Annotated in this window: 18 protein-coding genes; 8 read left to right on the forward strand and 10 right to left on the reverse strand. The window is 60.6% G+C overall.

Going from position 1 to position 25,942, the window contains the following annotated elements:
* The first annotated feature begins 13 nt into the window (after window positions 1-13).
* A complete protein-coding gene (locus DVJ77_RS07470; RefSeq protein ID WP_114844873.1) occupies window positions 14-673 on the forward strand; it encodes a DUF4097 family beta strand repeat-containing protein in 660 nt (219 codons plus the stop codon).
* Between the two features lie 53 nt (window positions 674-726).
* Here DVJ77_RS07470 and hemF read toward each other — a convergent pair whose 3' ends face one another.
* Window positions 727-1,629 (reverse strand): oxygen-dependent coproporphyrinogen oxidase, encoded by a 903-nt coding sequence (gene hemF, locus DVJ77_RS07475; RefSeq protein WP_114844874.1) that lies wholly within the window; start codon window positions 1,627-1,629, stop codon window positions 727-729.
* A gap of 238 nt (window positions 1,630-1,867) precedes the next feature.
* Here hemF and DVJ77_RS07480 point away from each other — a divergent pair, with 238 nt between their 5' ends.
* Window positions 1,868-2,629, forward strand: a complete 762-nt coding sequence (locus DVJ77_RS07480; protein ID WP_114845277.1) for a glycosyltransferase family 2 protein — start codon at window positions 1,868-1,870, stop codon at window positions 2,627-2,629.
* 109 nt (window positions 2,630-2,738) lie between these two features.
* Here the strand turns inward: DVJ77_RS07480 and DVJ77_RS07485 are convergent, their stop codons facing one another.
* The 5 genes from DVJ77_RS07485 to DVJ77_RS07505 form a co-directional block, all read right to left on the reverse strand.
* Entirely contained in the window at window positions 2,739-3,245 is a 507-nt protein-coding gene (locus tag DVJ77_RS07485) for a hypothetical protein (protein ID WP_114844875.1), read from the reverse strand.
* Window positions 3,246-3,326: 81 nt separating this feature from the next.
* Window positions 3,327-3,773, reverse strand: coding sequence for a hotdog family protein (locus DVJ77_RS07490; RefSeq protein WP_114844876.1), 447 nt, complete (start codon window positions 3,771-3,773; stop codon window positions 3,327-3,329).
* Window positions 3,774-3,780: 7 nt separating this feature from the next.
* Window positions 3,781-4,752, reverse strand: a complete 972-nt coding sequence (locus DVJ77_RS07495) for a lysophospholipid acyltransferase family protein (protein ID WP_114844877.1) — start codon at window positions 4,750-4,752, stop codon at window positions 3,781-3,783.
* Window positions 4,749-5,099, reverse strand: a complete 351-nt coding sequence (locus tag DVJ77_RS07500; RefSeq protein ID WP_114844878.1) for an ApeI family dehydratase — start codon at window positions 5,097-5,099, stop codon at window positions 4,749-4,751. The genes DVJ77_RS07495 and DVJ77_RS07500 overlap by 4 nt, the downstream gene beginning before the upstream one ends.
* A gap of 16 nt (window positions 5,100-5,115) precedes the next feature.
* The gene (locus DVJ77_RS07505) at window positions 5,116-5,385 is read right to left on the reverse strand and encodes a phosphopantetheine-binding protein (RefSeq protein WP_114844879.1); all 270 of its coding nucleotides are present in this window, start codon (window positions 5,383-5,385) and stop codon (window positions 5,116-5,118) included.
* A 120-nt stretch (window positions 5,386-5,505) separates the two neighbouring features.
* On the opposite strand from DVJ77_RS07505, the gene DVJ77_RS07510 reads away from it, so the two are divergent.
* Window positions 5,506-6,498: a chorismate transformation FkbO/Hyg5 family protein gene (locus tag DVJ77_RS07510; protein ID WP_114844880.1), complete on the forward strand. Its 993-nt coding sequence runs from the start codon at window positions 5,506-5,508 to the stop codon at window positions 6,496-6,498.
* 14 nt (window positions 6,499-6,512) lie between these two features.
* Here DVJ77_RS07510 and DVJ77_RS07515 read toward each other — a convergent pair whose 3' ends face one another.
* The 3 genes from DVJ77_RS07515 to DVJ77_RS07525 all read right to left on the reverse strand — a co-directional run bounded on the left by DVJ77_RS07515 (window position 6,513) and on the right by DVJ77_RS07525 (window position 9,311).
* Complete coding sequence (locus DVJ77_RS07515; protein ID WP_114844881.1) at window positions 6,513-7,313, reverse strand: DUF4850 domain-containing protein; 801 nt, start codon at window positions 7,311-7,313, stop codon at window positions 6,513-6,515.
* Window positions 7,314-7,355: 42 nt separating this feature from the next.
* On the reverse strand, window positions 7,356-8,723 hold the full coding sequence (glmU, locus tag DVJ77_RS07520; RefSeq protein WP_114845278.1) for a bifunctional UDP-N-acetylglucosamine diphosphorylase/glucosamine-1-phosphate N-acetyltransferase GlmU: 1,368 nt from the start codon (window positions 8,721-8,723) through the stop codon (window positions 7,356-7,358).
* Window positions 8,724-8,924: 201 nt separating this feature from the next.
* A complete protein-coding gene (locus DVJ77_RS07525; RefSeq protein WP_114844882.1) occupies window positions 8,925-9,311 on the reverse strand; it encodes an HU family DNA-binding protein in 387 nt (128 codons plus the stop codon).
* A gap of 367 nt (window positions 9,312-9,678) precedes the next feature.
* Between DVJ77_RS07525 and DVJ77_RS07530 the strand changes: the two genes are divergently transcribed.
* The 5 genes from DVJ77_RS07530 (at window position 9,679) to DVJ77_RS21075 (ending at window position 24,926) form a co-directional block, all read left to right on the forward strand.
* Complete coding sequence (locus DVJ77_RS07530) at window positions 9,679-11,403, forward strand: ShlB/FhaC/HecB family hemolysin secretion/activation protein (RefSeq protein ID WP_162791404.1); 1,725 nt, start codon at window positions 9,679-9,681, stop codon at window positions 11,401-11,403.
* Between the two features lie 196 nt (window positions 11,404-11,599).
* Window positions 11,600-23,386 carry a hemagglutinin repeat-containing protein gene (locus DVJ77_RS07535; protein ID WP_162791405.1) on the forward strand — a complete coding sequence of 3,929 codons (11,787 nt, stop codon included), beginning with the start codon at window positions 11,600-11,602 and terminating at the stop codon, window positions 23,384-23,386.
* The gene (locus tag DVJ77_RS07540) at window positions 23,386-23,655 is read left to right on the forward strand and encodes an antitoxin Xre/MbcA/ParS toxin-binding domain-containing protein (RefSeq protein WP_114844885.1); all 270 of its coding nucleotides are present in this window, start codon (window positions 23,386-23,388) and stop codon (window positions 23,653-23,655) included. The genes DVJ77_RS07535 and DVJ77_RS07540 overlap by 1 nt, the downstream gene beginning before the upstream one ends.
* A gap of 282 nt (window positions 23,656-23,937) precedes the next feature.
* Window positions 23,938-24,225, forward strand: a complete 288-nt coding sequence (locus DVJ77_RS21070) for a hypothetical protein (RefSeq protein WP_162791406.1) — start codon at window positions 23,938-23,940, stop codon at window positions 24,223-24,225.
* A 431-nt stretch (window positions 24,226-24,656) separates the two neighbouring features.
* On the forward strand, window positions 24,657-24,926 hold the full coding sequence (locus DVJ77_RS21075; RefSeq protein ID WP_162791407.1) for a hypothetical protein: 270 nt from the start codon (window positions 24,657-24,659) through the stop codon (window positions 24,924-24,926).
* Between the two features lie 98 nt (window positions 24,927-25,024).
* Here DVJ77_RS21075 and DVJ77_RS07545 read toward each other — a convergent pair whose 3' ends face one another.
* On the reverse strand, window positions 25,025-25,915 hold the full coding sequence (locus tag DVJ77_RS07545) for a DNA adenine methylase (protein ID WP_225427885.1): 891 nt from the start codon (window positions 25,913-25,915) through the stop codon (window positions 25,025-25,027).
* Between the last annotated feature and the right edge of the window lie 27 nt (window positions 25,916-25,942).

Here is a 25,942-nt window from a genome sequence, read left to right on the forward strand (position 1 = left end):
TATGGAGTTCGTTATGCGTCGCACCCTGCTTGTTCTTGCCCTCATTCCGGTTCTGGCACTATCCCTGACGGCAGCCGCCCATAGCGATAACGACATCGACAAAGTCAACGGCGCGGTACGCGTCGAGGCCGGTCAGCAGGCCGGCGATGTCAGCACCGTCAACGGCGGCGTGCACATCGCCGATGGTGCCGGCGTGCAAAAGGCCAGCACCGTGAACGGTTCGGTGGAGCTGGGCGACAAGGTGCAGGCCCGTGAGATCGGCACCGTCAATGGCGCGATCACCATAGGTTCGAGCAGTCATGTCAGCGGTACGGTCGAAGCCGTCAACGGCAGCATCCGCTTGGGCAAGAATGCCGATGTCACCGGCAAGACCAGCAACGTCAATGGCATCATCAGCCTGGATGGCGCGCATATCGGCGGCGGTATCGAGACCGTCAGCGGCGACATCATGGTGGGCGCCAACTCGCGGGTCGAAGGGGGCATCCTGGTCGATAAGCCCGGTGGCTGGTTCAATTCCAATAGCCGCAAGCCACACGTGGTGATTGGCCCGCATGCGGTGGTGCAGGGACCGCTGGAGTTTCGTCGCGACGTGGTGCTCGACGTCAGCAGCACGGCGCAGATCGGCCCGGTAAAGGGCGCTACGCCGGTGCCGTTCAGCGGCGATCAGCCCTGAGTTGGCAAAGCCCCCGACTCGCGTGAGCGGGTCAGGGGGCAAAGAGCCTGGCGTTATACCCAGTCGCGCGGTTGCAGGTATTCGCCCAATCGCGCTTCCGCGGAGCCTGGCTCGGGCTGGTAGGCGTATTCAAAACGTACGCGCGGCGGCAGGCTCATCAGGATCGATTCGGTACGGCCGCCCGATTGCAGGCCAAACAGGGTGCCGCGGTCATAGACGAGGTTGAATTCCACGTAGCGGCCGCGCCGATACAACTGGAACTCACGCTCGCGTTCGCCAAAAGGCATGTTTCTGCGGCGATCGACGATGGGCAGGTAGGCGTCGAGAAACCCCTGACCAACGGCGCGGGTGAACGCAAAGCATGCCTCGAAACCGCCTTCGCTGAGGTCGTCGTAGAACAAGCCGCCCACGCCGCGCGTTTCGCCGCGGTGCTTGAGATAGAAATACTCGTCGCACCATTTCTTGTAACGCGAATAGACGTCCGCACCGAACGGTGCGCACAGGTCATGCGCGGTCTTGTGCCAGTGCGCCACGTCCTCGTCGTAGGGGTAGAACGGCGTCAAGTCAAAGCCGCCACCAAACCACCAGGCTGGCTCCATACCGGGCTTGCTCGCCTCGAAATAGCGCACATTGGCATGGGTGGTCGGTACATACGGGTTATGCGGATGCAGCACCAACGAAACGCCAGTGGCGATAAAGCTACCGCCCGCCAGTTCAGGGCGATGAGCGGTGGCGCTTGGCGGCAACTGACTGCCATGAACACGGGAGAAATTGACGCCCGCCTGTTCGAACACCGTGCCGCCGCGTAGTACGCGAGTGCGCCCGCCACCGCCGGCGGCGCGCACCCACGCGTCCTCTTCAAAGCGTGCTGAGCCATCGATCGCTTCAATAGCCGAGCAAATACGGTCCTGCAGTTCGCGCAGAAAGGTTTCGGCTCGATCGGCCTGCTCACTCATGGCAATTCATCCTCGATTTAATACTTATTGCTGACGCTTGGCATGTTGTTGACGCGCTACTTAACGCGGTGAGCTTAGCAAGCCTTGGGGCGGCGCCGGTGCGGCGAGGCGTCGCGCAGGTTTGACAGGCCCGACTAGGCAAGCCAGCAGCCGCTCGCTAGGCTCGCACTATGGCTGTCACTAAATGGTCACTATCGCTTATTCGCTTAAACCCCACCGTACCTACCGAGAATTCGACTTGAATGCTCCCCAAGCACGTTGGTGCGTATTAATTCCCTGCCTCAATGAGGAGGCAGCTATCCAGGGTGTGGTGGAATCGGTGCTGGCGCTGGGTGCGTCGATCATCGTGATTGACGACGGTTCAGATGACCGCACGCCGGAGATCGTCGGCGCATTGCCGGTGACCTTGCTGCGTCACCCGCAACGCTGCGGCAAGGGCGAGGCTCTGCGCAACGGTTTCCGCGAAGCGCTGCGGCAAGGCTTCGATGCGGTGCTAACGATGGACGGCGACGGCCAGCATCTGGCGGCCGATGTGCCGCGCATCGTCGAGGCGGCTCGGTGTTATCCCGGTCACATCGTCATCGGTGCGCGCTTGCTTGACCGTACGCAGCAGCCGAAAGGCCGCCGCCGCGCCAATGCGGTGGCCGACTGGGGTATTTCCGTGGCCTGCGCCCAGCCCGTAGCAGACACCCAGAGCGGCCAGCGCTGGTATCCGCGTGCCGCATTGGATCTGGTGGAGCTGCCGGCGGAGAACTTCGTGTTCGAGGCGGCGATCCTGATCGCAGCGTCGCGCGAAAAAGGTCTTGGCGTGGTCTCGGTACCGATTGCCTCGCGCTATGAGGGCGAATTTCGCCATAGCCACTTCAGCCCGGTGCGTGATGTCAGTCGCATCACGATATATACCGTTGGTCGAGCCATTCACTACGGCAATTTCTGGGCTAGTTATCGGCGCTCTCGCACGGCGCCGCTGATTTTTGGAGATGACGCGACAAGTTCGTGAGCCTTGCCTTGCGAGCAGCCTGATTAGCGTTGAGTCTGAATAGTTCACCTCCTCTCAACCTCCCCCTACAAGTAGGGGGAGGAGTCAAAGGCTCGTCTTGTTTGTTGAATTATTCGAGGTCGCCCAATTTGGCGTCCATTTTCGGTGCCGCCAGCCACTTGGCGATGTCTTCGCCCAGTTCATTGGACGTACGCTCAAGCACCCCGCAGTTACCTTTGAATTCACCAAAGACGCCACCCATCGACGTGCGGCGGCCCTTGAAGTTGCCTACCAGTTGACCGTCTTGGTACAGCTTGCCCTTCACCGACATGGCTTTGTGATGCCCGGTGAACGAATTGCCATCGGCCACCGCACTGGTGATTTCCATGACCAGCACCCGGCCGGCATGGTCGCTGGCGACCTCGGCGGCGAATTCGGTCTTGATGCCTGTGTCACGGCCGTACTTGGCAATGGAATCAGGCAGCTTCTCTTCCAGCTTGCATTCGCGTTTGACGGCGCCTGGAATATCGGCATCTTCATTGAAAGGCACTGGGCGCTGGATCAGCACCACGTTATCGGCATGGGCCGACTGCCAAAAACCAAGCATCATGATGGATGCAAACAACAACTTATGCATGTTTTCCCCTTCCCTTTCCTTGATGGAATGACGGAGTCCTTGCGACTCGCGGAGGCGAGTATGCCGTAAACCGGCGACGAATCAGAGAGTGCTGTCGATGCGTGAATGCATCGCCGCGGTCCGCCCATGAGCCAGCAGGCGGCCGTCATGTTCGACCCGGAATGCGTATTGCGAACCGCTGTCGTCGCTGTAGAGACATTCGGTATAGATGTCTAAATGACCGCCAAGCGCATCTATGTATTCTTCGGTCAGGGTAACGTCGCGCAAGCTGACCAATTGGCCATGACGCACGGTTTCTATCCCTTGCGACCGTGCCAGCAGCGCGCCGTGCACGGCCATGGCCTGTGCGCCGTACTCGGCCAGATGCAGCGCATGCAAACCGTGTTCGCCACGCAATGGATGATCGGCATGCATGTGGTTGGCGCTGATTGCGTGGATCGTCGTTTTATCCCAGCTCACGACGGCATCGAGCAGGCACATGGTGCCGGCATGCGGAATCAAATGTGCCCAATCGGTCTTGTCGAGCATGGGATTCTCAGGAGGAACGTTCGCGCGAAAGCATCATGCTCAGCGGCTCGGCTTTCGACAGATGAGGCTCCCGCGAATCGTCGTTGTCTTGCCAGAAATCGTAGAAGTTGAACCAGTTGTAGGGTGCGGCATGGATGTAGTGCTCGATGCGCTGCGCATAACGGGCGAGCAGCAAGTCCAGCGCTGGCGCCCGGCAATGGCGCGGCACCTCCACGCGGTCGGCGAAAGGCTCAAATACCAGCTTGTAACGGTTGCCGCCGAGATAGATGCCAAAACACAGCACCACCGGCACCTGCAACGCATGCGCCAGCAACCACGGGCTTACCGGAAAAGGTGCCGGCGTACCGAGCAGATCGGTGCGGCGCAGTACTTCGTGTTCGCGGCCGCGATCGGCCAGCATGGCTACCATCGCCCCCTGCTCACAGGCTTCGGCGATGGCGAGGGTGACCGAGGCACCATCGCGCGAGGCGTCGATGACTTGCGCGCCCACGTCAGGCGCCAATGCCTCCAGCAACTCGGTCATGGCCGGGGTTTTTTGTTTGTCCAGCAGCACCCGCAGCAGTCGATCCGGGCAGCGTGCACTCAGCGCGCGCAAGGCTTCAAAACTGCCTTGATGCGAGCCGAGCAGCAATACGCCGCGGCCTAAATCGATGCGTTGCTCAAGCAGCGCCAGCCCTTCTGTCTCGATCTCAAAGGCCTGCTCGCCGTGTGCCAGCAGAAAAATTCGATCCAACGTGGTCGCTGCATAGCAGTGGATATGCTTCATCACCTGCCACGGTGTGGCCGGTCGGCCAAATACGCGTTGCAGATACTGTTGCGAGGCTAGCCGCTCGGGCCGGCGGCGCAGATAAAAATACAGCGTGATCGGATACAGCAGCAGTCGCCCCATACCGCGCCCGCCACGCAGCGCGATGGTTCGGATAAGCCATAGCGCGAAACGTCCGCCACCTTCAGGACGGCTTTGCCAATGCCCGCTCAACGCGAAGGACTCGACACGCTGGAACAGGCGCTGACGATGCCGCGCGCCAGTCGTTTGCCATCGCGGAGAATTTCAAAACGGATGCGCTCGCCGGTGCTTGCATCAGTGGTGTTATTCAGCGTTATTTCGGTCAGCGTCAATTCGGCTTGTTGCGCAGGCCATAGCGGCGCCATGAATTTGGCCTCAAGCACACCGGTCAAACGCAGGCCGCGCCATGCGCGCAAGGCCTGGGCCACTTGTTCCAGCATCACCACGCCGGGCACCAGCGGATGACCGGGAAAGTGTCCGGGCAGGCTCGGGTGATCGGCCGCGATACAAAGCGGCGCGTTGTATTGGGATGTGTTCATGCTGTGGCGATACCGCTCAGGTGGTGCGGTGCAATTCAATGTATTCGGATAGTGCGCGCAGGCTGCTGAATATCTGGCGATTGTCGGCATGATCCGAACGCAACTGAAAGCCATAACGCTTGGTGATGGCTAGCGCGATCTCCAGCGCGTCGATGGAATCCAGGCCCAGTTCGCTACCGAATAGCGGCATATCCACGTCGATTTGTTCGGGCCTGACCGTTTCCAGCTTCAGGGCGCTCACCATGAGAATGGCCAATTCGTGTTGTGCGGCAGTCTGTTCGGCCATGCGCGATCCCGTACTTCGATATGCGTTTACTTGGCCTCCCCCCGGCGGCGCAGGGCGCGGAGTGTAACATGCCCCCCTGTTATTCCTGGTTGGCTATGCCAATAGATCAGAGCATTTCATATGGTCCAAAGTTGTGAAGACATGCTGAACGCCCCTGCATTTCACCCGGCGCCGCGCGTGTCCTATCGTCATGTCGATGTTGACGCTGCACTGAGTGAAGCAGGCGCGCTGGCCGTATTCAGTTTCGGCGCAGGCGCTGCGCTTAGCGGCGATCCACGTTATTTGCGGGTCGATCTGGAGTGTTTCGACGCACCCGCGCCGCTGGAGCTCTGGCAGGTGGATGGGGTTGTGCGCCACGGTACCGAAGGTGCCCTGCAGTGGGCTGCTGGCGGCGGTTGGTTGTTCGTCGCCGTCCCGCTGGATGAGCGCGAACACGGTGGCATCCGCGAAACCGCGGCGTTGGCCTATCGGCGGCTCCGCGAGTTTGTCGGCCAGCGCACCGAACGGCATGTATTGCGCATCTGGAATTACCTTGGCGCGATCAACCGTGGCGAAGGCGATGCCGAGCGTTATAAACAGTTTTGCGATGGCCGTGCCGCCGGTGCCGGTGATTTTTTCGCCGATGGTTTTCCGGCCGCCACGGCGATCGGCCATCACGCCGACGAACATCGTTTGCAGGTTTATCTGCTGGCCTGCGACCAACCCGGCATGCGGGTCGAAAATCCGCGCCAGGTCAGCTCCTGGCATTACCCGCGGCAATACGGTCGTACTCCACCGGGGTTTGCGCGTGCGATGACCTTGCCCGCGCAAGATGTCTTGGCTATCTCCGGTACGGCGGCGGTGGTCGGTCATGCCTCGGCGCACCGGGACGATCTCGATGCGCAGCTCGAAGAAACCTTGGCCAATCTGGAGGCGCTGCTGCGCCATGCCGATATGGCAGCGGGTTTCGATACCCATTCGCCGCTAAAGGTTTATGTGCGCGATCCGGCCGATGCGCCGCGCGTACGCGAATTTCTCCGCCAGCGTCTCCCCGGTGTGCCGGTGCTGATGTTGCATGGCGACGTCTGCCGCAGCGAATTGCTGGTGGAGTTTGATGGCTGGCGTTATGCCTGAGACCGTGAGCATCCCTAAAGCGCGCAGTCCGTGTGCGCGGTGCGATGCGTCGCCAGAATAAAATTCGTCAATGCCACCTGGTCGCCAGGCAATGCCGCATAGATAGCGCTGAAGTTGGGGTCGCTGCGCTGGTCAAGCATCAGCACCGCCTGCACGGCCGGCGACTGCGCTGGCCGGTAAGCCAGGCGTGCGGTGCAGCGATTGGGATAGCTCAACGAGTCGGGCTTGGGCGATAACGTCGGCTTGGGCGTAGAGGTTTCCATCAACGCGTCGTGCAGCTTGTGCGCATCGGGGAGAATGCCATCGGCCGCGCTGTACATGCAGCCCATGCAGGCGGGTATCTCCTCCAGGGTCAGCCAGCCCGTCGCCGCGCCGGCGGGCGCTATAAAATTGAAAATCGCATTGCCGTCGTCGCCAACGACGGCGCGCTGCACGCGCCAACCGCGCGGCACGATGATCCAGCCGACGGCATTGGCATGCATCAAGGTAATGTGTGGACGCAGCGCTGCTGGAATCGAGGGCTGCCATGCAGGCAGCTTCGCGTCTGAATTTTCCTCCCACTCGCCTTCGCTATCGCGTACGTCGATGCGCCAGGCCGGGATATCGGTCAAGACCTGTCCCGAGGCATCTTTGGGGTGAGCCGCCACCAGCCGATAGTCGCGCCCTTCGACCGAGCTGAAGCGGCTTGGCGCGCCGGCCAGTTGATGGATATTTTCCGCGGCCGATGCCGATGCGCTATTCAGGCCGATGGCGAGTAGCAACCCGGCAGCGGCGAAACCGAGGCTGCGCGCCATCCCGTGCTTTGTTCCATGCATGGCAAATCCTTAGACGCGAGTGGTGGGCAAGGTTGGCGCGGATTATTTCTTTTGCGGCCGTTGCCAGCCATGCAGGGTCGCTTGCCGCGCACGCGCCACGGTCAGTTCGCCGTCGGGGGCGTCGCGGGTAATCACCGAGCCGGCGCCGATGGTGGCCTGTGCGCCGATGCTTACCGGTGCCACCAGCGCACTGTTGGAGCCGATAAAAGCGCCATCGCCAATCTGCGTGAGGTGTTTGTGCACGCCATCGTAGTTACAGGTGATGGTGCCGGCGCCAATGTTTACATCACGCCCGATTTCGGTGTCCCCCAGATAACTCAGGTGGTTGGCTTTGCTACCCGCGCCCAGCTTGGCTTTTTTGGTCTCGACGAAGTTGCCCACATGCACGCCGGCATCCAGTTCGGTGCCTGGGCGCAGCCGCGCAAACGGTCCGATGGTGCAAGGGCCATGGGTAATCACGCCCTCCAGGTCGCAGTGCGCCTGCACAATGGTACCGGCAGCGAGGCGCACGTTTTTCAGCCGCGTGAACGGGCCGATTCGCACATCCTCGCCAAGTTGCACCTGGCCCTCCAGGATCACGTCGATGTCGATCTCGACATCACGCGCCACTTCCACATGGCCGCGCACGTCCAGGCGCATCGGGTCGGCCAGGCGCACCCCGGCCAGCATCAGCTCGTATGCGGCGCGTTGCCGGTGCTGTGCTTCCAACCCAGCCAGTTGCAATGGGTTGTTGACGCCGGCCGTTTCAACCGGGTCATCACATTCGACACTCAGCGCGGCGCGCTTTTCTGCCGCCGCCATCGCGAAGATGTCGGTGAGGTAGTACTCGCCTTGGGCGTTGTTGCGATCGAGCCGGGCGATCCAGCGCTTTAGCGCGGCCGCTTCGCCGGCAACAATGCCGGTGTTGATAAGGTTGATCGCACGCTGGCTATCGTTGGCGTCCTTCTCTTCGACCACCGCCTGCACCAGACCGTGGTCGTCGCACAGCACGCGGCCATAGCCGTGGGGATCGGCCGGCCGTGTGGTCAGCAGGCTCAATCCGCTCGCCGCCTGCACCAGTTGGCACAGGGTGTCGGCTCGGGTCAGTGGCACATCGCCGTACAGCACCAGAACCTGCGCGCCATCGGGTACCTCGCGCAAGGCTTGATCGACCGCGTGGCCGGTTCCGAGCTGCTGAGCCTGCTGCACCCAGCGCAGGTCGGCCTGCTCGGCAAAGGCTGCTTGCACTTGCTCGCCGTTATGGCCGTACACCACATGGATCGCCTGCGGCTGCAGTGCGCGGGCGGCATCCAATACGTGTGCAAGCAAAGGGCGGCCAGCTAGTGGCACCAGCACTTTGGCCAGTTTCGACTTCATCCGTTTGCCCTCGCCGGCGGCGAGAACGATGACGTGAAGAGCGGGATTATTCATGACGAAGTTGGCGGCCATGGCAGGGCGGCGAGCATAACAGCCAGCCGGGCTCGGTTACGCCGATGTCGATGTCGTGGATGATGCTCGCGCTTTCTGGCGGTATGCCGGCCAGTGAAGGGCAAGCAGGTGGCGCATAACGCAAAAACGCTGGCGCAAGGCCAGCGTTTTTGCAGTCTTTACAGCAGACTTGCGGTGAGCCTATCAGGCTGCCGCGTCTTTCAGCTTCTTCAACGGGCGCACCTTGACCTTCACCGAGGCAGGCTTGGCGGCGAACCACTGCTCTTCCTTGGTGAACGGGTTGATGCCTTTGCGCTTGGGCTTAGCCGGCACGCTGATGGCAGAGATCTTCAACAGGCCCGGCAGGGTGAACGAGCCGGCGCCTTTCTTATGGACGGAACCTGCCACGGCACCTTCCAGTGCTGCCAGAACCGCACGTACGTCCTTGGCCACCACATTGCTCACCTCAGCGAGGTGGGCGACCAGCCCGGACTTGCTCAACGCCTCTTTGATCGGCTTGTGAGCGACCGGCTTAGCTGCGGTCTTGGGGGCCGCTGTCTTTTTGCTTGCTGCTTTCTGCGTCTTCGCCATGGGTATCCCCGTGCTTGTTGGATGAATTTGGCTGATATGCCTCTCGGCATGCGCAATGTAGGGCAAGTTTGCGATCACACCAACTGCCGAATGGTTTTTTATGCGGAAAAGAGACAGGTTGGGGCAAATTTGTTGAGTCATTTTGCCCGGCGGGGTAGGGTGGTCACGCTGTACGGGCGGTTGTGGGTGCAGGGCTGTAGGCGCATGCCTACAGCCGATAACGGATTCGGCTGAGGCATTTTGTCAGTGCCGCGACAGCTATAGCCAGGAGGGCGCCAGTAGAATGCATTCGAGAAAATATTGCGTCGGCCGATACACAGTCGCATCGGCCAGCCGCCGCCAGCGAATCAGGAACAGGGACAATCTAGTGATATATCGGACCTCCGGTCGCCATGCCGTGAGCGGCGAACGGCTGTGGCTATCTGTCTGGGCCGGCGCGTTGTTGTTGGCATCGAGTACGGCGTTTGCACAGACCGCATCGAGCGAGCAAGAGCAACGCGAACGCGCGCAGCGCGAAGCACAACAGCGTGAGCAATTGCGCACAGCGCCGGATGTGCGCCTGCAGCCTGCGCAAGCGACGGACTACCGGCAAACCAGCCTGCCGCAGGAAACACCGTGCTTTGAGCTGATTTCGCTGAAATTGGACCACCCAGGGTCGCCTGGGGGCTCGCATGGCGACGCATTCGGCTTCGTGCAGAGCTATCTCGATCGCTACGCCGGCCAATGCGTCGGGCAACAGGGGCTGGAGCTGATCGCCCATCGCGCCTCCGATCTGATCCTGGCGCACGGCTACGTCACCACGCGCCTGGTCACACCCGAGCAAAACCTCGCCCAAGGGCAGTTGCGCTTATTGCTCATTCCCGGCACCGTCGGCGCGGTGCGTTTCGCGCCCGGCTCAGTCAACGCGAACTGGCTCAATGCGCTGCCCTTGCGTCCGGGCGATCTGCTTAATCTGCGCGATATCGAGCAGGGCCTTGAGCAGATGAAGCGGGTCCCTTCACAAGACGTGAAGATCGATATCGCACCCGGCACCGAGCCGGGCAGCTCCGATCTGGTACTCGCGGTGACGCGCAGCAGACCCTGGCGCGTCACCCTCAATCAGGACGACAGCGGCGCTCGCTCCACCGGGCGCGAGCAGGGCGGCGTGAACCTGGCGTGGGATCAACCGCTGGGTCTCAACGATTTGTTTGTCGCCGGCGCCACCCATTCGGTCGGCCGTTATCACGGTATCCGCGGCACCACCGGCGCCAATTTCAATTACAGCCTGCCGTGGGACAACTGGACCTTCAGCGCTTCCACCAACGGCTACGGTTACCGCCAGCCGGTCACCGGCGCGCAGCAAACCTTCAGTTTCACCGGTCGCTCGCGCACCACCAGTGTCAGCGCCACGCGACTGATGCAGCGCGATGCCAACAGCAAGACCTCGCTGCAACTGATCGTCAGCGGTCGCCAGGCACACAGCTACGTCAATGGTGTCGAGATCGAAAATCAGCGGCGGCAGACGCGCTCCGCCGAGCTGGCGTTGATCCATCGCCGCTATCTCGGCAACGCGCAACTGGATCTGCGTCTGGCCCATCGCCGCAATGTGCCGTGGTTCGATGGTGACTGGCGCGCGAGCGCGCATGGCGGTCCCGGTTTCCGCGTCGGCATCACCACATTTGATGCCAGCCTCAGCTTGCCGTTCCAGGCGATCGGTCAGCGTTGGTTATGGACGTCCGAATTGCGCGCACAAGCCACCAGTGGCCAGGTCTACGCCGAGGATTACCTCACCGTAGCCGGCCGTTACACCGTGCGTGGCTTCGATGGCGAAACCAGCATCGGCGGGCGCCATGGCTACTACTGGCGCAACACCGTGAGCTGGCCCATAGGCGACAGCGGTATCGCGTTGTACGGCGGCGTAGATACCGGCCGCGCCGGCGGCGCGCCCACACCGGGCCTGAGCAGTCACAGCCTGACCGGCAGCGTGCTGGGTGTGCGCGGCAGCCGCTGGGGCTTGAGCTGGGATCTGTTCGCCGGTTGGGCCTGGCATGCGCCAGAGGGTTTCAAGACACGCCGACCGGCTGCCGGCATGCAGTGGATCTACATGTTTTAGACATCTGCCCCTCCCCCTGCAAGGGGAGGGAGCACAAGCATTACGCAACACGCTCCTCCCCCTGCTTGTAGGGGGAGGTTGGGAGGGGGGCAGGCCTGGCCGCAAAGTCCGACCCCACCCCAGCCCTCCCCCAAAAAGGGAGGGAGCTTCAGGCATCACTCAACAGTTTGTGGAACGGACACCAAGGACTTTCATCATGTCGGATCTCACTCTGCGCACCACCATCACACATCGCACATCACGGCCGAGCCGGTCGCAGCTACTGCGCCGCCAAGCCCTCTGGGCCGCACTTACCGTCGCCTGCGGTCTGCCTAGCGTCTACGCGCAAAGTGCGCCGCCGCAGCACCCCGATGGCAGCACGACCACCACGGTTATCCAGGCCGCCAACGGCGTGCCGGTGGTCAACATCGCGACGCCCAATCAAGCCGGCTTGTCGCATAACCGCTACCAGCAGTTCGACGTCAACAGCCAGGGCCTGATCCTCAACAACAGTGGCGCCATTACCAGCACCAAGCTGGCGGGTTTTATCTACGGCAATACCAACTTACCGAACGACACCGCGGCAAAACTCATCCTCAACGAAGTCACCTCGACCCTACCCAGCCAACTCAACGGCATGATCGAGGTGGCCGGGCGCGCGGCTGACGTCATCGTCGCCAACCCCAATGGCATCACCGTCAATGGCGGCGGTTTTATCAACGCGCCGCACAGCGTACTCACCACCGGCACGCCGATGCTCGGCGCCGACGGCGCGCTCAACGGTTTTCGCGTTAGCGGCGGGCGCATTGCGATCAATGGGCAGCTCGATGCCAGTGCGATCGATCGGGTCGATTTGATCGCCCGCGCCGTTGCGGTCAATGCCGGCGTCTGGGCCAATCAGCTTAACGTCGTCACCGGCGCCAATCAGGTGGACTACGCCAGCCTGGCGACACAAAAACTCAGCAACAGCGGTGCCTCGCCGGCGGTCGCGCTCGATGTCTCGGCACTCGGCGGCATGTATGCCGGGGTGATCCGATTGATCGGCACCGAGGCCGGCCTGGGCGTCAACAATCAAGGCCAGATCGCCGCGCAGCGTGGCGACCTCACGCTGACCAACGCCGGCCAAGTGGTGCTCGGCGGCAAAACCACCGCTAGCGGCAACCTGGCGATCAACGCGGCGCAATCGCTATCCAACAGCGGCACGTTGGCCGGCGGCGGTGCGGTTACGCTGGCTGGTAGCGACATCAGCCTCAGTGGCACGCTGTACGGCGGCGGTCCAATGAGTCTCGTCGCCACCAGCGGCGCGCTGAGCCATAGCGGACAGCTACAAGCGCAAGGCGCCCTTACCCTGCAAGCGAACGGCGCGCTCACGCAGGCATCCACCGGCACCACACTCGCCAATGGCCCCATCAACCTCAGCGCGGCATCGCTGGATAACGCGGGTACGATCGAATCCGCGCAAGGCGTCAACCTGCAATTGCGTGGCCATGCCGGCAACAGCGGCACCGTGCTTGCCGACCACGGCGACCTCACCCTCACCGCCGACACCCTCGACAACGCCGGCACGCTCAGCACAGGCGGCAACGCCGCATTGACGGCCAGCACCGCGTTGAACACTCGCGGCAACCTGCTCGCCGCCGGTGCGGTCACTCTCAGCGCGCCGGCGCTGACCACCGCCGGCACCGTGCAAGCCGGCCAGGCGTTGACCATCAACGGCGGCAGTCTCAGCAACAGCGGCAAGCTGTATGCGCTGGGCGGTGACGGCGCGATCACGCTCAGTAGCGCTTTCAACAACGCCGTCGGCGGCGACATCTACAGCGTCGGCGTGCTGAGCCTGGGTGTGGCCTCCGCGGTCAATGCGGGTGCGATCGAAGCCAAAAAATCGTTGACCCTCAACAGTGCCGGCGATCTCAGCAGTAGCGGCACCCTGCAAGCGGATGGCGGCGATCTCACCCTGGTCGGCGGCGGCAGCCTGCTCAACAGCGGCGTGGCGAGCGCAGCGGTCAACCTCACGCTCAACGCCGGCAACCTACTCACCAGCACCGGCCAGGCCGTTGCCAATGGCAACGTCAGCCTCCATGGCGGCAGCCTGGTCACTGCCGGCATCGTGCAAGCAGGTCAGGCGCTGAGCCTGAGTGGTGGCGATTTAAGCAATAGCGGCAAGCTCTATGCCCTGGGTCAAGGCGGGGCGGCTGGCGTTTGGACGGCCAAACTCAGTGGCGCCTTCAGCAATGCCCCTGGCGGCGATATCTACGCCAGCGACAGCATCACCTTGAATGCGGGCTCGCTCGTCAATGCCGGCAGCATCGAGGCCAAGCAGGCGGCCAACATCACGCTGGGCGGTGCGCTGAGCAACAGCGGCCATATCCAAGCCGATCAAAGCGATGTCACGCTCGTCGCCGACGCGCTCGACAACAGCGGCGTAATCAGCGCGCAACGCAACCTGCAGTGGCGGATTGCTCATGCGGCCAGCAACAGCGGCACCGTCATCAGCGGTCAGGCGGCCACGCTAGCGGCCAACCGATTTGGCAACAGCACCAGCGGCCAACTGCAAAGCGGCGGCGATCTCACGCTGTCCGCCGTGACGCTCGACAACGCCGGCAGCCTGCATGCCAAGGGCAACGCCAACATCAGTGGCGTCGATCTCAGTAACGCCACGGGCGCGCAGTTGCTCGCCGATGGTGCGCTTACGCTCGGTCACAGTGGCGCCGTCAGTAATGCCGGCGTGCTGCAAGCCGGCAGCGATTTCACGTTGACCCAGGCAGCCTCGCTCAGCAATGCGCAAGGCGCCACGGTCTATGCCGGACACGATCTGAACCTCGCACTTACCCAGGCACTGACCAACGCCGGCACGCTCTACGCCGCGCAGGCGGCCACCCTGGCTGCGGGCCGTGTCGGCAACAGCGGCACGATGCGCAGTGGCGGCATCTTGAGCTTGAACAGCGCAGGCGATGTCAGCAGCAGTGGCGCTATCCAGGCGCAACAAAATCTAAGTCTGGTCAGCGGCGGTGGTTTTACCAACAGCGGCAAACTGTATGCAGTCGCTGGCGCACTGACCGCACAGGTTGCCGGTGCATTGGCATCCAACGCCAGTGGCGATATCTACAGCGGTCAAAACATCACCTTCAACGGCGGCAGCTTTGCCAACGCGGGCCTGCTCGAAGCCAAGCAAGCCATCAGCCTCAGCGCCCAGGGCGATGCCAGCAACAGCGGCAGCATCCAGGCCGACAGCGGCGACCTCCACCTCAGCGGCAGCACACTCACCAACCAAGGCGCGCTCAGCGCCACAGGCAACACCCTGCTCAGTGGCGCCACCAGCCTGAGCAACAGTGGCCGTGTAGTGACGGGTCAGGCGCTCACGCTTGCCAGTGCCAGCTTCAACAACAGCGGGCAGACCCAAAGCGGCACCGCCACGCTGTTGCAAGCGGCCCATGTCGATAACCGTGGCCGTGTGCAAGCCGGCAGCGCGCTCACCCTGAGCGGCAACCGCACACTAACCAATCAAGCGGACGGCCAACTGCTGGCCGCCGGCGATCTCAGCAGCGACACCGCCGACCAACTCACCAATGCAGGCGTGATCCAGGCGGGCGCTGCCTTGGTCGTCCACGGCACGGGCGCCATCGACAATCAGGCCGGCGGCACCCTGTACGGCAGCGGACAAACCCAGTTGCAACTCGGCGCAGCGCTGAACAATGCCGGCACCGTTTATGGCGGTCAGGGCGTTACCCTCAGCGCCAGCGGCTTGAGCAACACCGGTAGCTTGCGCAGCGGCATGGCGCTGCAAGTGAGCGTGCAAGGCGACGCCAGCAATAACGGCAGCGCCTATGCCGTCGGCGACACGATATGGAACGTAATCGGCGCACTCGCCAACGCCGGCGTGCTTGCCGCAGCCGGCAACAACACCCTCACCGCTTATAGTCTTAGTGGCGCCGGCACCCTCGCTGCCGGCTTGCAGGGCGATGGCAGTCTTGGCACCACCGGTGCGCTCAACATCACCACCAGCAACAACCTCGCCTCCAACGGTCGTGCGCTGGCCGGTGGCGATCTGGTCTTCAGCGGCAGCGGCATCGATTTATCCAACAGCCAGACCCGCGCCGGTGGCAACGCCACACTCACCGCCACGCAAGGCAATCTATCGAACCAGGGCGGCGATCTTGCCGCCAATGGCGCTCTCACGCTTGCCACGCCAGCCGCCTTGATTAACGGCGGCGGCAAACTCAGCGCCAAGCTGCTGAACCTGCATGCCGCCAGTGTGCTCAATCGCTACGGCAGCATCAGCCAAAGCGGCGGCCAAGACATTGCCCTGACCCTGGCCGGAGCATTCGATAACGCCTACGGCCGCTTTGCCGGCAACGCCGGCAACATCACCATCAACGCGGCCTCGCTAGACAACACCGGCGGCGCCATTCAACACGCAGGCAACGGCAATCTCAGCCTCACCACCAGCGGCGACCTCGGCAACAACAGCGGCCAGATCGTCGGTAATGGCGCACTGACCATGCAGTCTGGCGGCACGCTAAGTAATGCCGCCGGCAGCATCGGCGCGGCGAGCGATGCTTCGATTCGCGCCCTGGCCATGGCCAACAACAGCGGCACGGTAGCGGCGGGCCATGTCGGCCTTACCGTCAGCCAGGCACTAAGCAATAACGGCGGCACCGTGCAAGCCAGCGGTGCGCTTACCGTGGGTGCCAACACGCTGGATAACACCGGCGGCTTCCTCAAGAACACCGCCCAAGGCGGCCCAGCCAGTACTCAGGCAGTCGCTGTAACCACCACCGGCACGCTGACCAACGGCAGCGGCGGCTTTATCGGCGGCAACGGTGCCGTCGTGGTGCAAGCCGGTGGCCTTACGAATGCCGGGCAGATTTATGCCGGCAGCACGCTCAACGTCAGCTCGCAAGGCGCGCTCATCAACAACGGCGGTGCGCTGCAAGCGCTGTCGTGGTTGAACGCGTATAGCGCGGGGGGGCTGAGCAATCGCAGTGGACGCATCGAAGCGGGTGCGGGCGATGGCAACGCGACGCTTACCATCAACGCCGCCAGCCTCGACAACAGCAGCGGCCGTCTCGCCAACGCAGGCCGTGGCATCAGCACGATCAACGCCGGCAGTAGCGCCACTAACCAAGGCGGTACGCTGGGCGGGCAGGGCGATCTCAACCTCAACGCTGCCAGCCTCGACAACAGTCAGGGCGGCAACGTCGTCGCCGGGCAAAACCTCAACTTCACCCTCAACGGCATGAACAATGCCGGCGGCACCACCTATGCGGCCAACAACCTCGGTTGGAGCAACGCGGGTGCATGGCTGGCCAATGCCAGCGGCGCCTTGAGCGCTGGCGGCCAGCTTGGCCTCAGTTTGCAAACCATCGACAACAACGGCGGCGACCTCGCCGCCGGTGGCAACCTCAACCTCAATCTCGCCAGTTTCAACGGCATCGGCCGTGCCGTGGCCGGACAAGACCTCAGCCTCAGCGTGGGTGGTGACTACACCAATGCAGCCGGCAACACGCTCAAGGCCAACCGCGATCTCACCTTCAATGTGGGCGGCAACCTCAGCAACCCCGGTGGCGCCACCTTGCAAGCGGTGCGCAATCTGACGGTTAACGCTGGCACTATCGACAACGCCGCCAACGCGACTATCAACAGCACCGGCACCACGCTCAACGCGCGCGGTAATCTCAGCAACGAAGGCCGCATCGAAGGCGATGCGATCACGCTCAATGCCGCCAGCCTCAGCAATACCGGCACCATCATCGGCGGTGCGGTTTCCGTGACCGCGAGCAATCTCACCAACGGCGCCGATCTGGGCACGGCGGTCGATAACGCCGCCTACCAAGGTGCGCTGATCGCCGCCACCCGCAGCATCGACCTGTTCGTCAGCGGCACCCTGCTCAATCAAGACGCCACGATCTTTACCTTGGGCGATATGCGCATCGGCGCCGACGCCAGCGGTAACCGCAGCGCGGCGGTCATCAACCGCTCTGGCGACATCGAAGCCGATGGCAGCATCACCTTGGCGGCAACTAATTTCACCAATCAGCGGCGAGTGTTCGAGACCAGCACCTACCAGCTTAGCGCTGCCGAGAGGCTGCAAAACACCACCATCGGCGCGCCGGTGGTGCGCTATCGCTACGACGATCCCAATCCGCTGCACCATCCACCCTACGTCGATGCCAGCCAGGTGATCGGTGCGCAGGAGTTGGCACTCTCCGAAAGCTGGTGCGCCAGCCGGGGCGAGCCGGGTAGCAATGGCGCGTGGTGCAACGGCAATCAGCAGCCGGGACACGACCCGCACGATCTCTACCACTACGATTTTCAGGCGATCAACACCGACACCTTGGTATCGGTGGAGAAACTCAATCGCGCCAGCGCCGAAGGCAAGCTGGTAGCAGGCGGCAACATTACCCTCAACGGTTCGGTGTTAAACGACAAGTCGACCATTGCCGCCGGTCAAAACCTCACCATCAACGGCGCCGGCAGCGCGGGCAACACCGCCGTGCAAAACATCGCATGGGCACCGACCGGCACCGTGCAACGCCATACCGACTATCAAGTGGGTATCTCGCACCTGGCCTACGATGGCGGTCGCCATTGGGCGTGGTGGCGTTATGAAACCTGGAACACCGGGGATACGTCGGTCGTGCTGGGATTGGGCGCGGGCCAGGTGCCCGCGTGGGTCACGCTGGATCCTGGCGTTGGCCTCAATGCCACCATCAGCGCCGGCCAAACCGTCAACATCACCGCGCATACCATTGATAACAGCGTAGTCGGTGCCGATGGTCAGCCCGTGCGCAACGCGATTGCCCTGGGCGCCAACGGCGGCGGTCAATCGGTCAGCGGCAACGGCGTCGGCTCGGTGGGTAGTGTTGCCGGTAACACTGGCAGTGTGGCCGGCACCGCGTTAGGCGCGGCGCCTACCGCCAGCAGTGGCGGCGCCTTGAGCGTGGCGACCGGGCGCACCGGTGTCGATGCCGGTACCGCGCCAGCAGCACACAGCACCAACGGTGGCAGCACTGCCAACCCCAACGCCCCCACCGGCGCCAACCCCGCCGCACCACAAGTCGTCGCCACCCTGGCCGGCCCCAACCCCACGGTGAACCTGCCGCAATCGGGCTTGTACACCGTGCATAGCCAGCCCGGCAGCAAGTATCTGATCGAAACCGACCCGCGTTTCGCGCAATACACCGCGTTTACCAGCAGCGACTACATGATGAGCAAGCTGGGCTTCGACCCCAGCAGTATTCGCAAGCGGCTGGGCGATGGTTTCTACGAACAGCGCAGCGTACTCGACCAGATCACCGCCTTGACCGGCCGTCGCTTTCTCACCGACAACAGCAACGCCATGGCGCAATACCGCGACCTGATGGATGCCGGCGCACAAGCGGCCGGCGCCTTCCAGCTCAGCGTGGGCGTGGCGCTGACCTCCGCGCAAATGGCCAGCCTGACTCAAGACATCGTGTGGATGGTCAACGCCAATGTAGACGGCCAAACCGTGCTGGTGCCAGTGGTGTATCTGTCCGAGGCGCATGCCAAAGAGCTGGCCGCCAACGGCGCCACCATCGCCGGCAAAAACGTCATCCTCACCGCCACCGGTGACCTCACCAACCAAGGCACCATCAAGGCCAGCGACAGCGCGCAACTCACCGCCGCCAACTTGCTCAACAGCGGCACCATCAACGCCGGCAACAACCTCAGCGTCACCGCCGCACAAAACATTCTCAACGGCGGCACGCTCAAGGCCGGCGGCAACGTCAGCCTGGTCGCCGGCAACGATGTGCGCAGCGGTCTCGATGCCGCGATGGCACTCGGTGCGGTAAACCTCACCAATCTCGGCGCACCGGTAAGTACCGTGGCATTGAGCATGGCGCAGCCTGGCAGCATGAGCGCCGGCGGTAACCTCGCCATCAGCGCCGGCCGCGATCTCAGCCTCAACGCCGCCCCGGTCTCTGCCGGCAGCAACCTCAGCCTGGCGGCAGGTCGCGATTTAACCGCCACCGCCACTGCCATCAGCGCCGGTAAAGATGCCCAGCTCTTGGCGGGTCGTGACTTAAGCCTCAATGCTGCGGGCCGCACCATCGCCAACATGCAGGCGCAGGGCGCCCAAAACACCCGTACTGAAAGCACCACCCACACCGTGAGCAGTATCAACACGGGTGGCAACCTGCTGGTGGCAGCGGGTCGGGATCTAACCAGCCAGGGCGCCCAGTTCAAAGCCGGCGATCAACTCGCCCTCAGCGCCGGCCGCGACACGACCCTCAACGCCGTCACGGATGTGCAATTCAAGCAGACCGAGAGTGCTCAGGGACGCCACACCGTCGTGCAGACCACGCAGCGCGACGAAAGCCTGCGCGGCAGCACGCTAAGCGGTACTAACGGCGTCAGCGTGACGGCGGGTCGCGATCTTGCTGCTACGGCCGTGGCGATCAACAGCGACAAAGGCAATGTCGTTCTCGGCGCCGGCCGCGACCTCATCCTCAACGCCGGCCAGGAAAACCACGACAGCAGCCGCGACACCGTCACCAAAAAGAGTGGTTTCCTCAGCAGCAGCAAAACCACCACCCACGACGTCAGCCACGACGAGTACGTCATCGGCAGCAAGCTCAGCGGCAACAACGTGGTGCTGAGCGCCGGGCATGACCTCACCGCACAGGCGGCGCAGGTGACGGCGACGCGGGCGGTTGCGTTGTCCGCCGGAAACGATGTGAACCTCACCGATGCGCATGACGTCCACAGCGAAGAGCACGACAAGCAAACCACCAGCACCAGCTTTTTCAGCACCAGCTCCAAGCGCTTCGGCTCGGTCGATCCGCAAAAGCGCAGCCGCGAGGACAGCCGCAGCCTTACCCAAACCACCAGCGTCGGCACCCTGCTCAGCGGCGACACCGTTACCGTGGCCGCCGGCCACGACCTCAGCGCCACCGCCGCCCAAATCGCCGGCACCCACGACGTGACCCTGGCCGCCGGCAACACCCTCAATATCAAGGCTGGCGAGAACACCTACACCGAAACTCAAGGTAGCAAGAGCAGCCACACCGGCCTGATGAACAACGGCGGCCTCAGCGTGCTGATCGGCAACCGCACCCTGCAAACCACCAGCAGCGTCAACGACACCAGCTACACCGGCAGCATGGTCGGCAGCACCGACGGCAAGGTCACGCTGAGTGCCGGCAACAACGTGCATATCACCGGCAGCGATGTCATCAGCCAAACCGGCACGGCTATTGTCGGTAAGAACGTCACCATCGATGCGGCCGTAGGTACCACCGATACCCGCCAGACCCAGAAGATGAGTCAGGGCGGTATCAATGTGGGTATTGGTGGTGCGCTGGCGGAGGCGGCGCAAGGTGTGTACAGCTCGGTCAGGCGCGGCAGTGAAGTCAAAGACGATCGCTTGAAAGCCTTGTATGCGGCGCAGGCTGCTTATCAGGTGAGCGATGGGATGAAGGCGTACAACGGTGGCGGTGCCAGCGCGAGCAAAAACGGTGGCGATGGCGGTATTAATCTGCAAGTAGGCATTGGCGGCAGCAGCGCCAGCAGTCAAAGCACCACGCATGATGAAACAGCCTACGGCAGTCACATCCGCAGCCAAGGCAATGTCGTTATCGCCGCGACCGGCGGCGACCTCAACATCATTGGCAGCCAAGTCACCGGCAACAACGTGGCGCTTGCGGCTAAGAACGATATCAACCTGCTCAGCCAGGCCGAAAACCATACCCTACAAAGCAGCAATAAAAATGCGAGTGGCGGTATTGGTTTGCAAATCGGCACCGATGGTGTCGGCTTCTATGCGCAGGCATCCATGGGCAAAGGCAAGGCTCACGGTAACGGCGCAACGCATGCCGAGACAGTGATCGATGCCAAAGACACCTTAAGCATCATCAGTGGCAACGACACCACCATCCAGGGCGCACAAGCCAAGGGCAATACGGTACTGGCCAACATCGGCGGCAACCTCAACCTCGCTAGCGAACAAGACACCAACGACTATGCCAGCCAGCAGTGGCAAGCTGGTGCCAAGGTGGTTATTGGCTATGGTGGCAGCGCCAGTGCCAGCTACAACCAAAGCAAGGTCACCAGCAACTATAAAAGCGTGACTGACGTCAGCGGCATCAGTGCAGGTAGTGGTGGCTATGACATCCGCGTTGGCGGCAATACCGATCTCAAGGGCGCGGTGATTGCCAGTACGGCGGATGCCGCCAAGAATATCTTGAGCACCGGCTCGCTTACCTTTAGTGACATTCACAACGAGGCGAAGTACAGCGCAAGCAGTGTGGGTGTCAGCGCCAGCTACGGTGGCGGCGGCTTCAACGCCATGCCGAGCATGAGCATCCCGCAACATGAGAACAGCAGCAGCGACACCAAAGCCGGTATCGCGCAAGGCGCGATCAGTGTGCGCAATAACCCAAGCCAAGACCTCAGCGGATTGAATCGCAACCCCGATATCGATGCCAAGGGACTCAAAACCATCTTCGATGAGCAGAAGGTGCAAGAGCGCACGGAGTTGGGGCAGGTGGGTGGGTATGTCGGCATGCGTTCGGTTGGCACTCTTTCCAACTACATGGCTGACCATGCCAGCAGCGATGCCGAGCGTGCCAAGTGGAGCGATGGCGGCACCAACAAAACTATCCTGCACGGGTTGGTGGGCGCTGCGACGGCAGCATTGGGTGGTGGTGATGCACTAGGCGGTGCCTTGGGTGCGGCGGCCAGTGAAAAAGCCAGTGGAGCGATGCAGGATTATCTCGTCAAGCAGGGCATCAATCCGAATGGCCCTGAGGGCAAGACACTAATGCAGCTCGCCAGTACGGCTATTGGCGGGGCAGTAGGTGGTGGTGCGGGCGGAGCGACGGCGTTACAGGGTGAGCAGTTTAATCGTGAGCTGCATGAAGACGAGAAAGCTCGAATTAAGTGGCTGGCTAATGGAGATAAAGAGAAAGAGGCGCGTTTAACGGCGGCTGCGTGCTCCATGGTGAAGTGCTACGTGGAATATCCTGCAGATAGTGAGCAGTACAAAGTGCTCAAGGCATTGGCGGACATGGGTGGTACGGATGCTTTCGTTGGCGAGCGCACCATGCTTGCCCAGCAAACGAGAGCTGCATCTCCGGTGGCGACCAGTTACGGCGGTGTGGCAAGAGAGTCAATGTTCGCCTATGGGGCGACGGACTGGTTGGGGGACAAGACATCTTTGTTGAACAATACATATCAGTTGGGTAATCGTGGTTTGGGTGCCTTGCAGGCAATTGGTGGCGCGGCAGACATTGCTGCGGGCGGTGCCATGTGTACTACCGGCTTCGGTTGCTTGGTCGGGGGGGGCTTGGGCGTATACGGAGCAGATAACTACCAAGCAGGTTTCAACACTGCCTTATATGGCGCACCTACAGAGACCTTAGGTGGATTTCTTCTGCAGAAAACGGGACTGTCGCCTGCAGCCGCAGAACTTTTTTATGGCATAGCCGGGCTTTCGCCGGGTGCAATTAAGGGGGTGCTGATAAACAAGGCGGTAAATGCTGAGATTGCGGCCAGCGCGTGGGCTCGAGGTACTTATACGAGTGAGAGCTTATCAACTTTCAATGGCAGTATTCATCGCTATACATTACCGGAGTATGCAAGCGGAACATGGGATATATATCCGGGCAATGTGGCTGCTGATCACAGGTATTCTCCACCAGGAGTGGGGGCTGTTTACGCGGGAACGACGCCGGAGACTGCTGCTGCGGAAGTTGCGAGCTACAAATCGGCACTTGAGGGTAAGGTTCTCGTGTCTAAGAATGTAATCATAAACAACGTCCTTGACCTCACAGATCCAGCTGCACGGAAGGCATTGGGCGTAACGTTGGAGGATATTACCAATCCGACTCATGGGGGTGATGCATACAATTCCTCACAAAGAATCAGCGCATGGGCAAGAGATCAAGGTTATCAAGCAATTCTTGCGCCATCCTCTCAGAATTCTAGCGGTGTAAATCTAATATCATTTCGATCTTTGTCGGAAAAGTCTAAAGGTGAGTAATGATTAAGTCAGATGATTGGATGAAATTTGTTCTTTCTATAACTACAGATCGTCCGTGGGTTGATAATGAGGCGACCAAGGAAATTGCTCGCTTAGTCGCGCAGGAAGATATTGCGAGAGTTGTTTACTCTCTTTTCGGTGCGGGGTCGGTAAGTTTTTTGACCGAGTCGAATAGAGATTTAAATATGAACTCCCCTTTGGATCTTATTAAGAGTGAAGATGGTGGTGATTTGATTAGACAATTTTTGATGAGCAATCCTTGGTTATAGGATACGAGTTGGTAAAATAAGGTGTCAGTGACATTTTATTTCTAAGGAAAATGTCACTGACACCTTTGTTTGATAAAATTAATGGGGCGATGGATGATTATTACAATTTGATGCAGCATTTTCCTGGAAAGAACTGAAATGTATATTTCACAGCCGCAAATTAATGAGTGGGTTGAAAGTGGTGTCGCAAGAATTATTCCCGCTGATGTTTCGCGAAGGTTTGGTGATTACCTTGAGTCATTGCCTTGAAGCGCTGCAGGGAGTGGACTTGACTGGAGTTTATTGAGCGGTATAAGCGTTAATTTATCGGAAATTCATTGGGATGATATAGGTCAATGGATAAAGGGTGGTAAAATAGGTGCTGATCCATATATTGGATTCCTGTATTCGCCTGATGAGCCATGCATTGTTTGCGAATTTAACTTTGCTATGGCCAATATGGATACGGCATTTTGGCGTGCTCCAGGGCGTAGATATATTTTCGGATGTTCGTTTGTGAATGATGAATTGATTACTTATTTCAGTCATTTTGCTGAATATAGTGAGAGTAAACTAATAGCCTCATTTTAATGATGAAATGAAATGAAATGACATGAGCATCCCTTCCAGGGTGTCCAAGGCCAATTCCCATGATTGAACACGGCGATTTTCGAGCTAATGAAGATTGCTAAGTTGTTTTTTGGCTGAGGTTGGCTTCGGTTGTCTGTGAAGTAACGATTTTCCAGGTGTTTTTCGATGGTTTTCGGTACAGGGTACAGTCTGTCCGTGGATAGTCCTGTCGCAAATGTATGCCATATCCCGGATGTTTTCCGCCTTATCGCTTCGGTGAAGCGCGGCAGTGAAGTCAAAGATGGTCGCTTGAAAGCACTGTATGCCGCCTACCAAGCGAAGGATGTAATGGGCTTGGCCGGGGGAGGGCCGGTAAAATAAAGGGTCAGTGACATTTATTTCTAAGGGATAATGTTGCTGACCCAAAGGCAAGGTGCCACTTGGTCATTAATATGAATATTATTTCAGATGCGGTGCGGCAAGCTGTTAATTTGGCTATGGCCGATGGAAATTCTGTTGATGATATTAGTGATGGTTGGACCAAGGTTAGGCAGGTTGTTCGCATGCATTTGCCTTTGACTGATCAGGTTAAGAATAGTATCTCTAAGGAGATTCCATCATTAGTTTATTGGTTTGCATCAGAAACACCGCATGATGCACCGTCGGAAGGATATATATCCGAAGTCGACTTAGTGGGAATTTCATTTCCAATTGGAAAATAAATGATCGAAAGTAGAAAGTGGCAAGATGTCCCGTCCAAAGTGTAAAAGATACCTCAGTCACTGACCCTTTATGTTTTGCGTACATGGCAATATAACCGCTATACCGTCAGGTAGAGTCGATCCGACACTTCTTCGCTTTCGAGAGACTGCCCACCCATCTGAAATCTGCGCAGCATCGACCGCCCGCAATGAACTGATACTTCCCGAGCGAACAACTTCGAAGGGGGTTTAATTGCAACGACATTCCCGCCGGATTTTTTAGTGCCGTCTATGCTCAAAGCAACAATGACGCCACGGCGTTTTGCCAGTCCGATCGCGTCAAACAACTCCGAGAGGCGAAATGCTTGGGCTCCATAGAGGATCGCTTGGCTGTCCTGATACGGAGGGTCGCAATAGATGAGGTCGCCAGACTGCGCACGATCGAACAGAAGGCGGTAGTCCGCATTGACGAACTCGACTTTGCGGATACGGTCATGCCATGCGCGAGCGCGCTCGGCGAACCGATGGGGGGGCATTGGACTATGCGCGCCCGCAGGGGTTGACATGAAGCCATCCTTCTTGCGGAAACGCACCACGCCGCCATAGCAGGTCCGCGAAAGAAATAGCAGGTCCGCACCATTGGGCGAACGGTTGAAGGCGTCGCGAACGGAGGCATACGCAGCCTTCTTTCCAAGTTCACCGACAAGGGCATGCCTTTCTGCATACCAGTCAACGACAGTCTCGGGTGACTGTTTCAACGCCTGCCAGATTTCGATCAATGGGGCGTATGCGTCGCCCGCCACTGCGCGCTTGGGCGCCAGCGTGCCAAGCACTGCCCCGCTACCGATGAAAGGCTCGTAATAGGTGCCGAAGCGAGCGGGGAAATGCTCGATGATTTCCGCGGCGAAACGCTGCTTGTTTCCGATCCACTTCAATAACTGCCCACGAAAAGGCGCGATCTTTGGCTGGTCGGTGTCTGGGAAGAGCGACGGGGAAAGCATTGCGTTCATGGCGCAACAGTATCCTGTTTTGGGATA

This window comes from Dyella tabacisoli, assembly GCF_003350925.1.
Taxonomy (GTDB): Bacteria; Pseudomonadota; Gammaproteobacteria; order Xanthomonadales; family Rhodanobacteraceae; genus Dyella_C; species Dyella_C tabacisoli.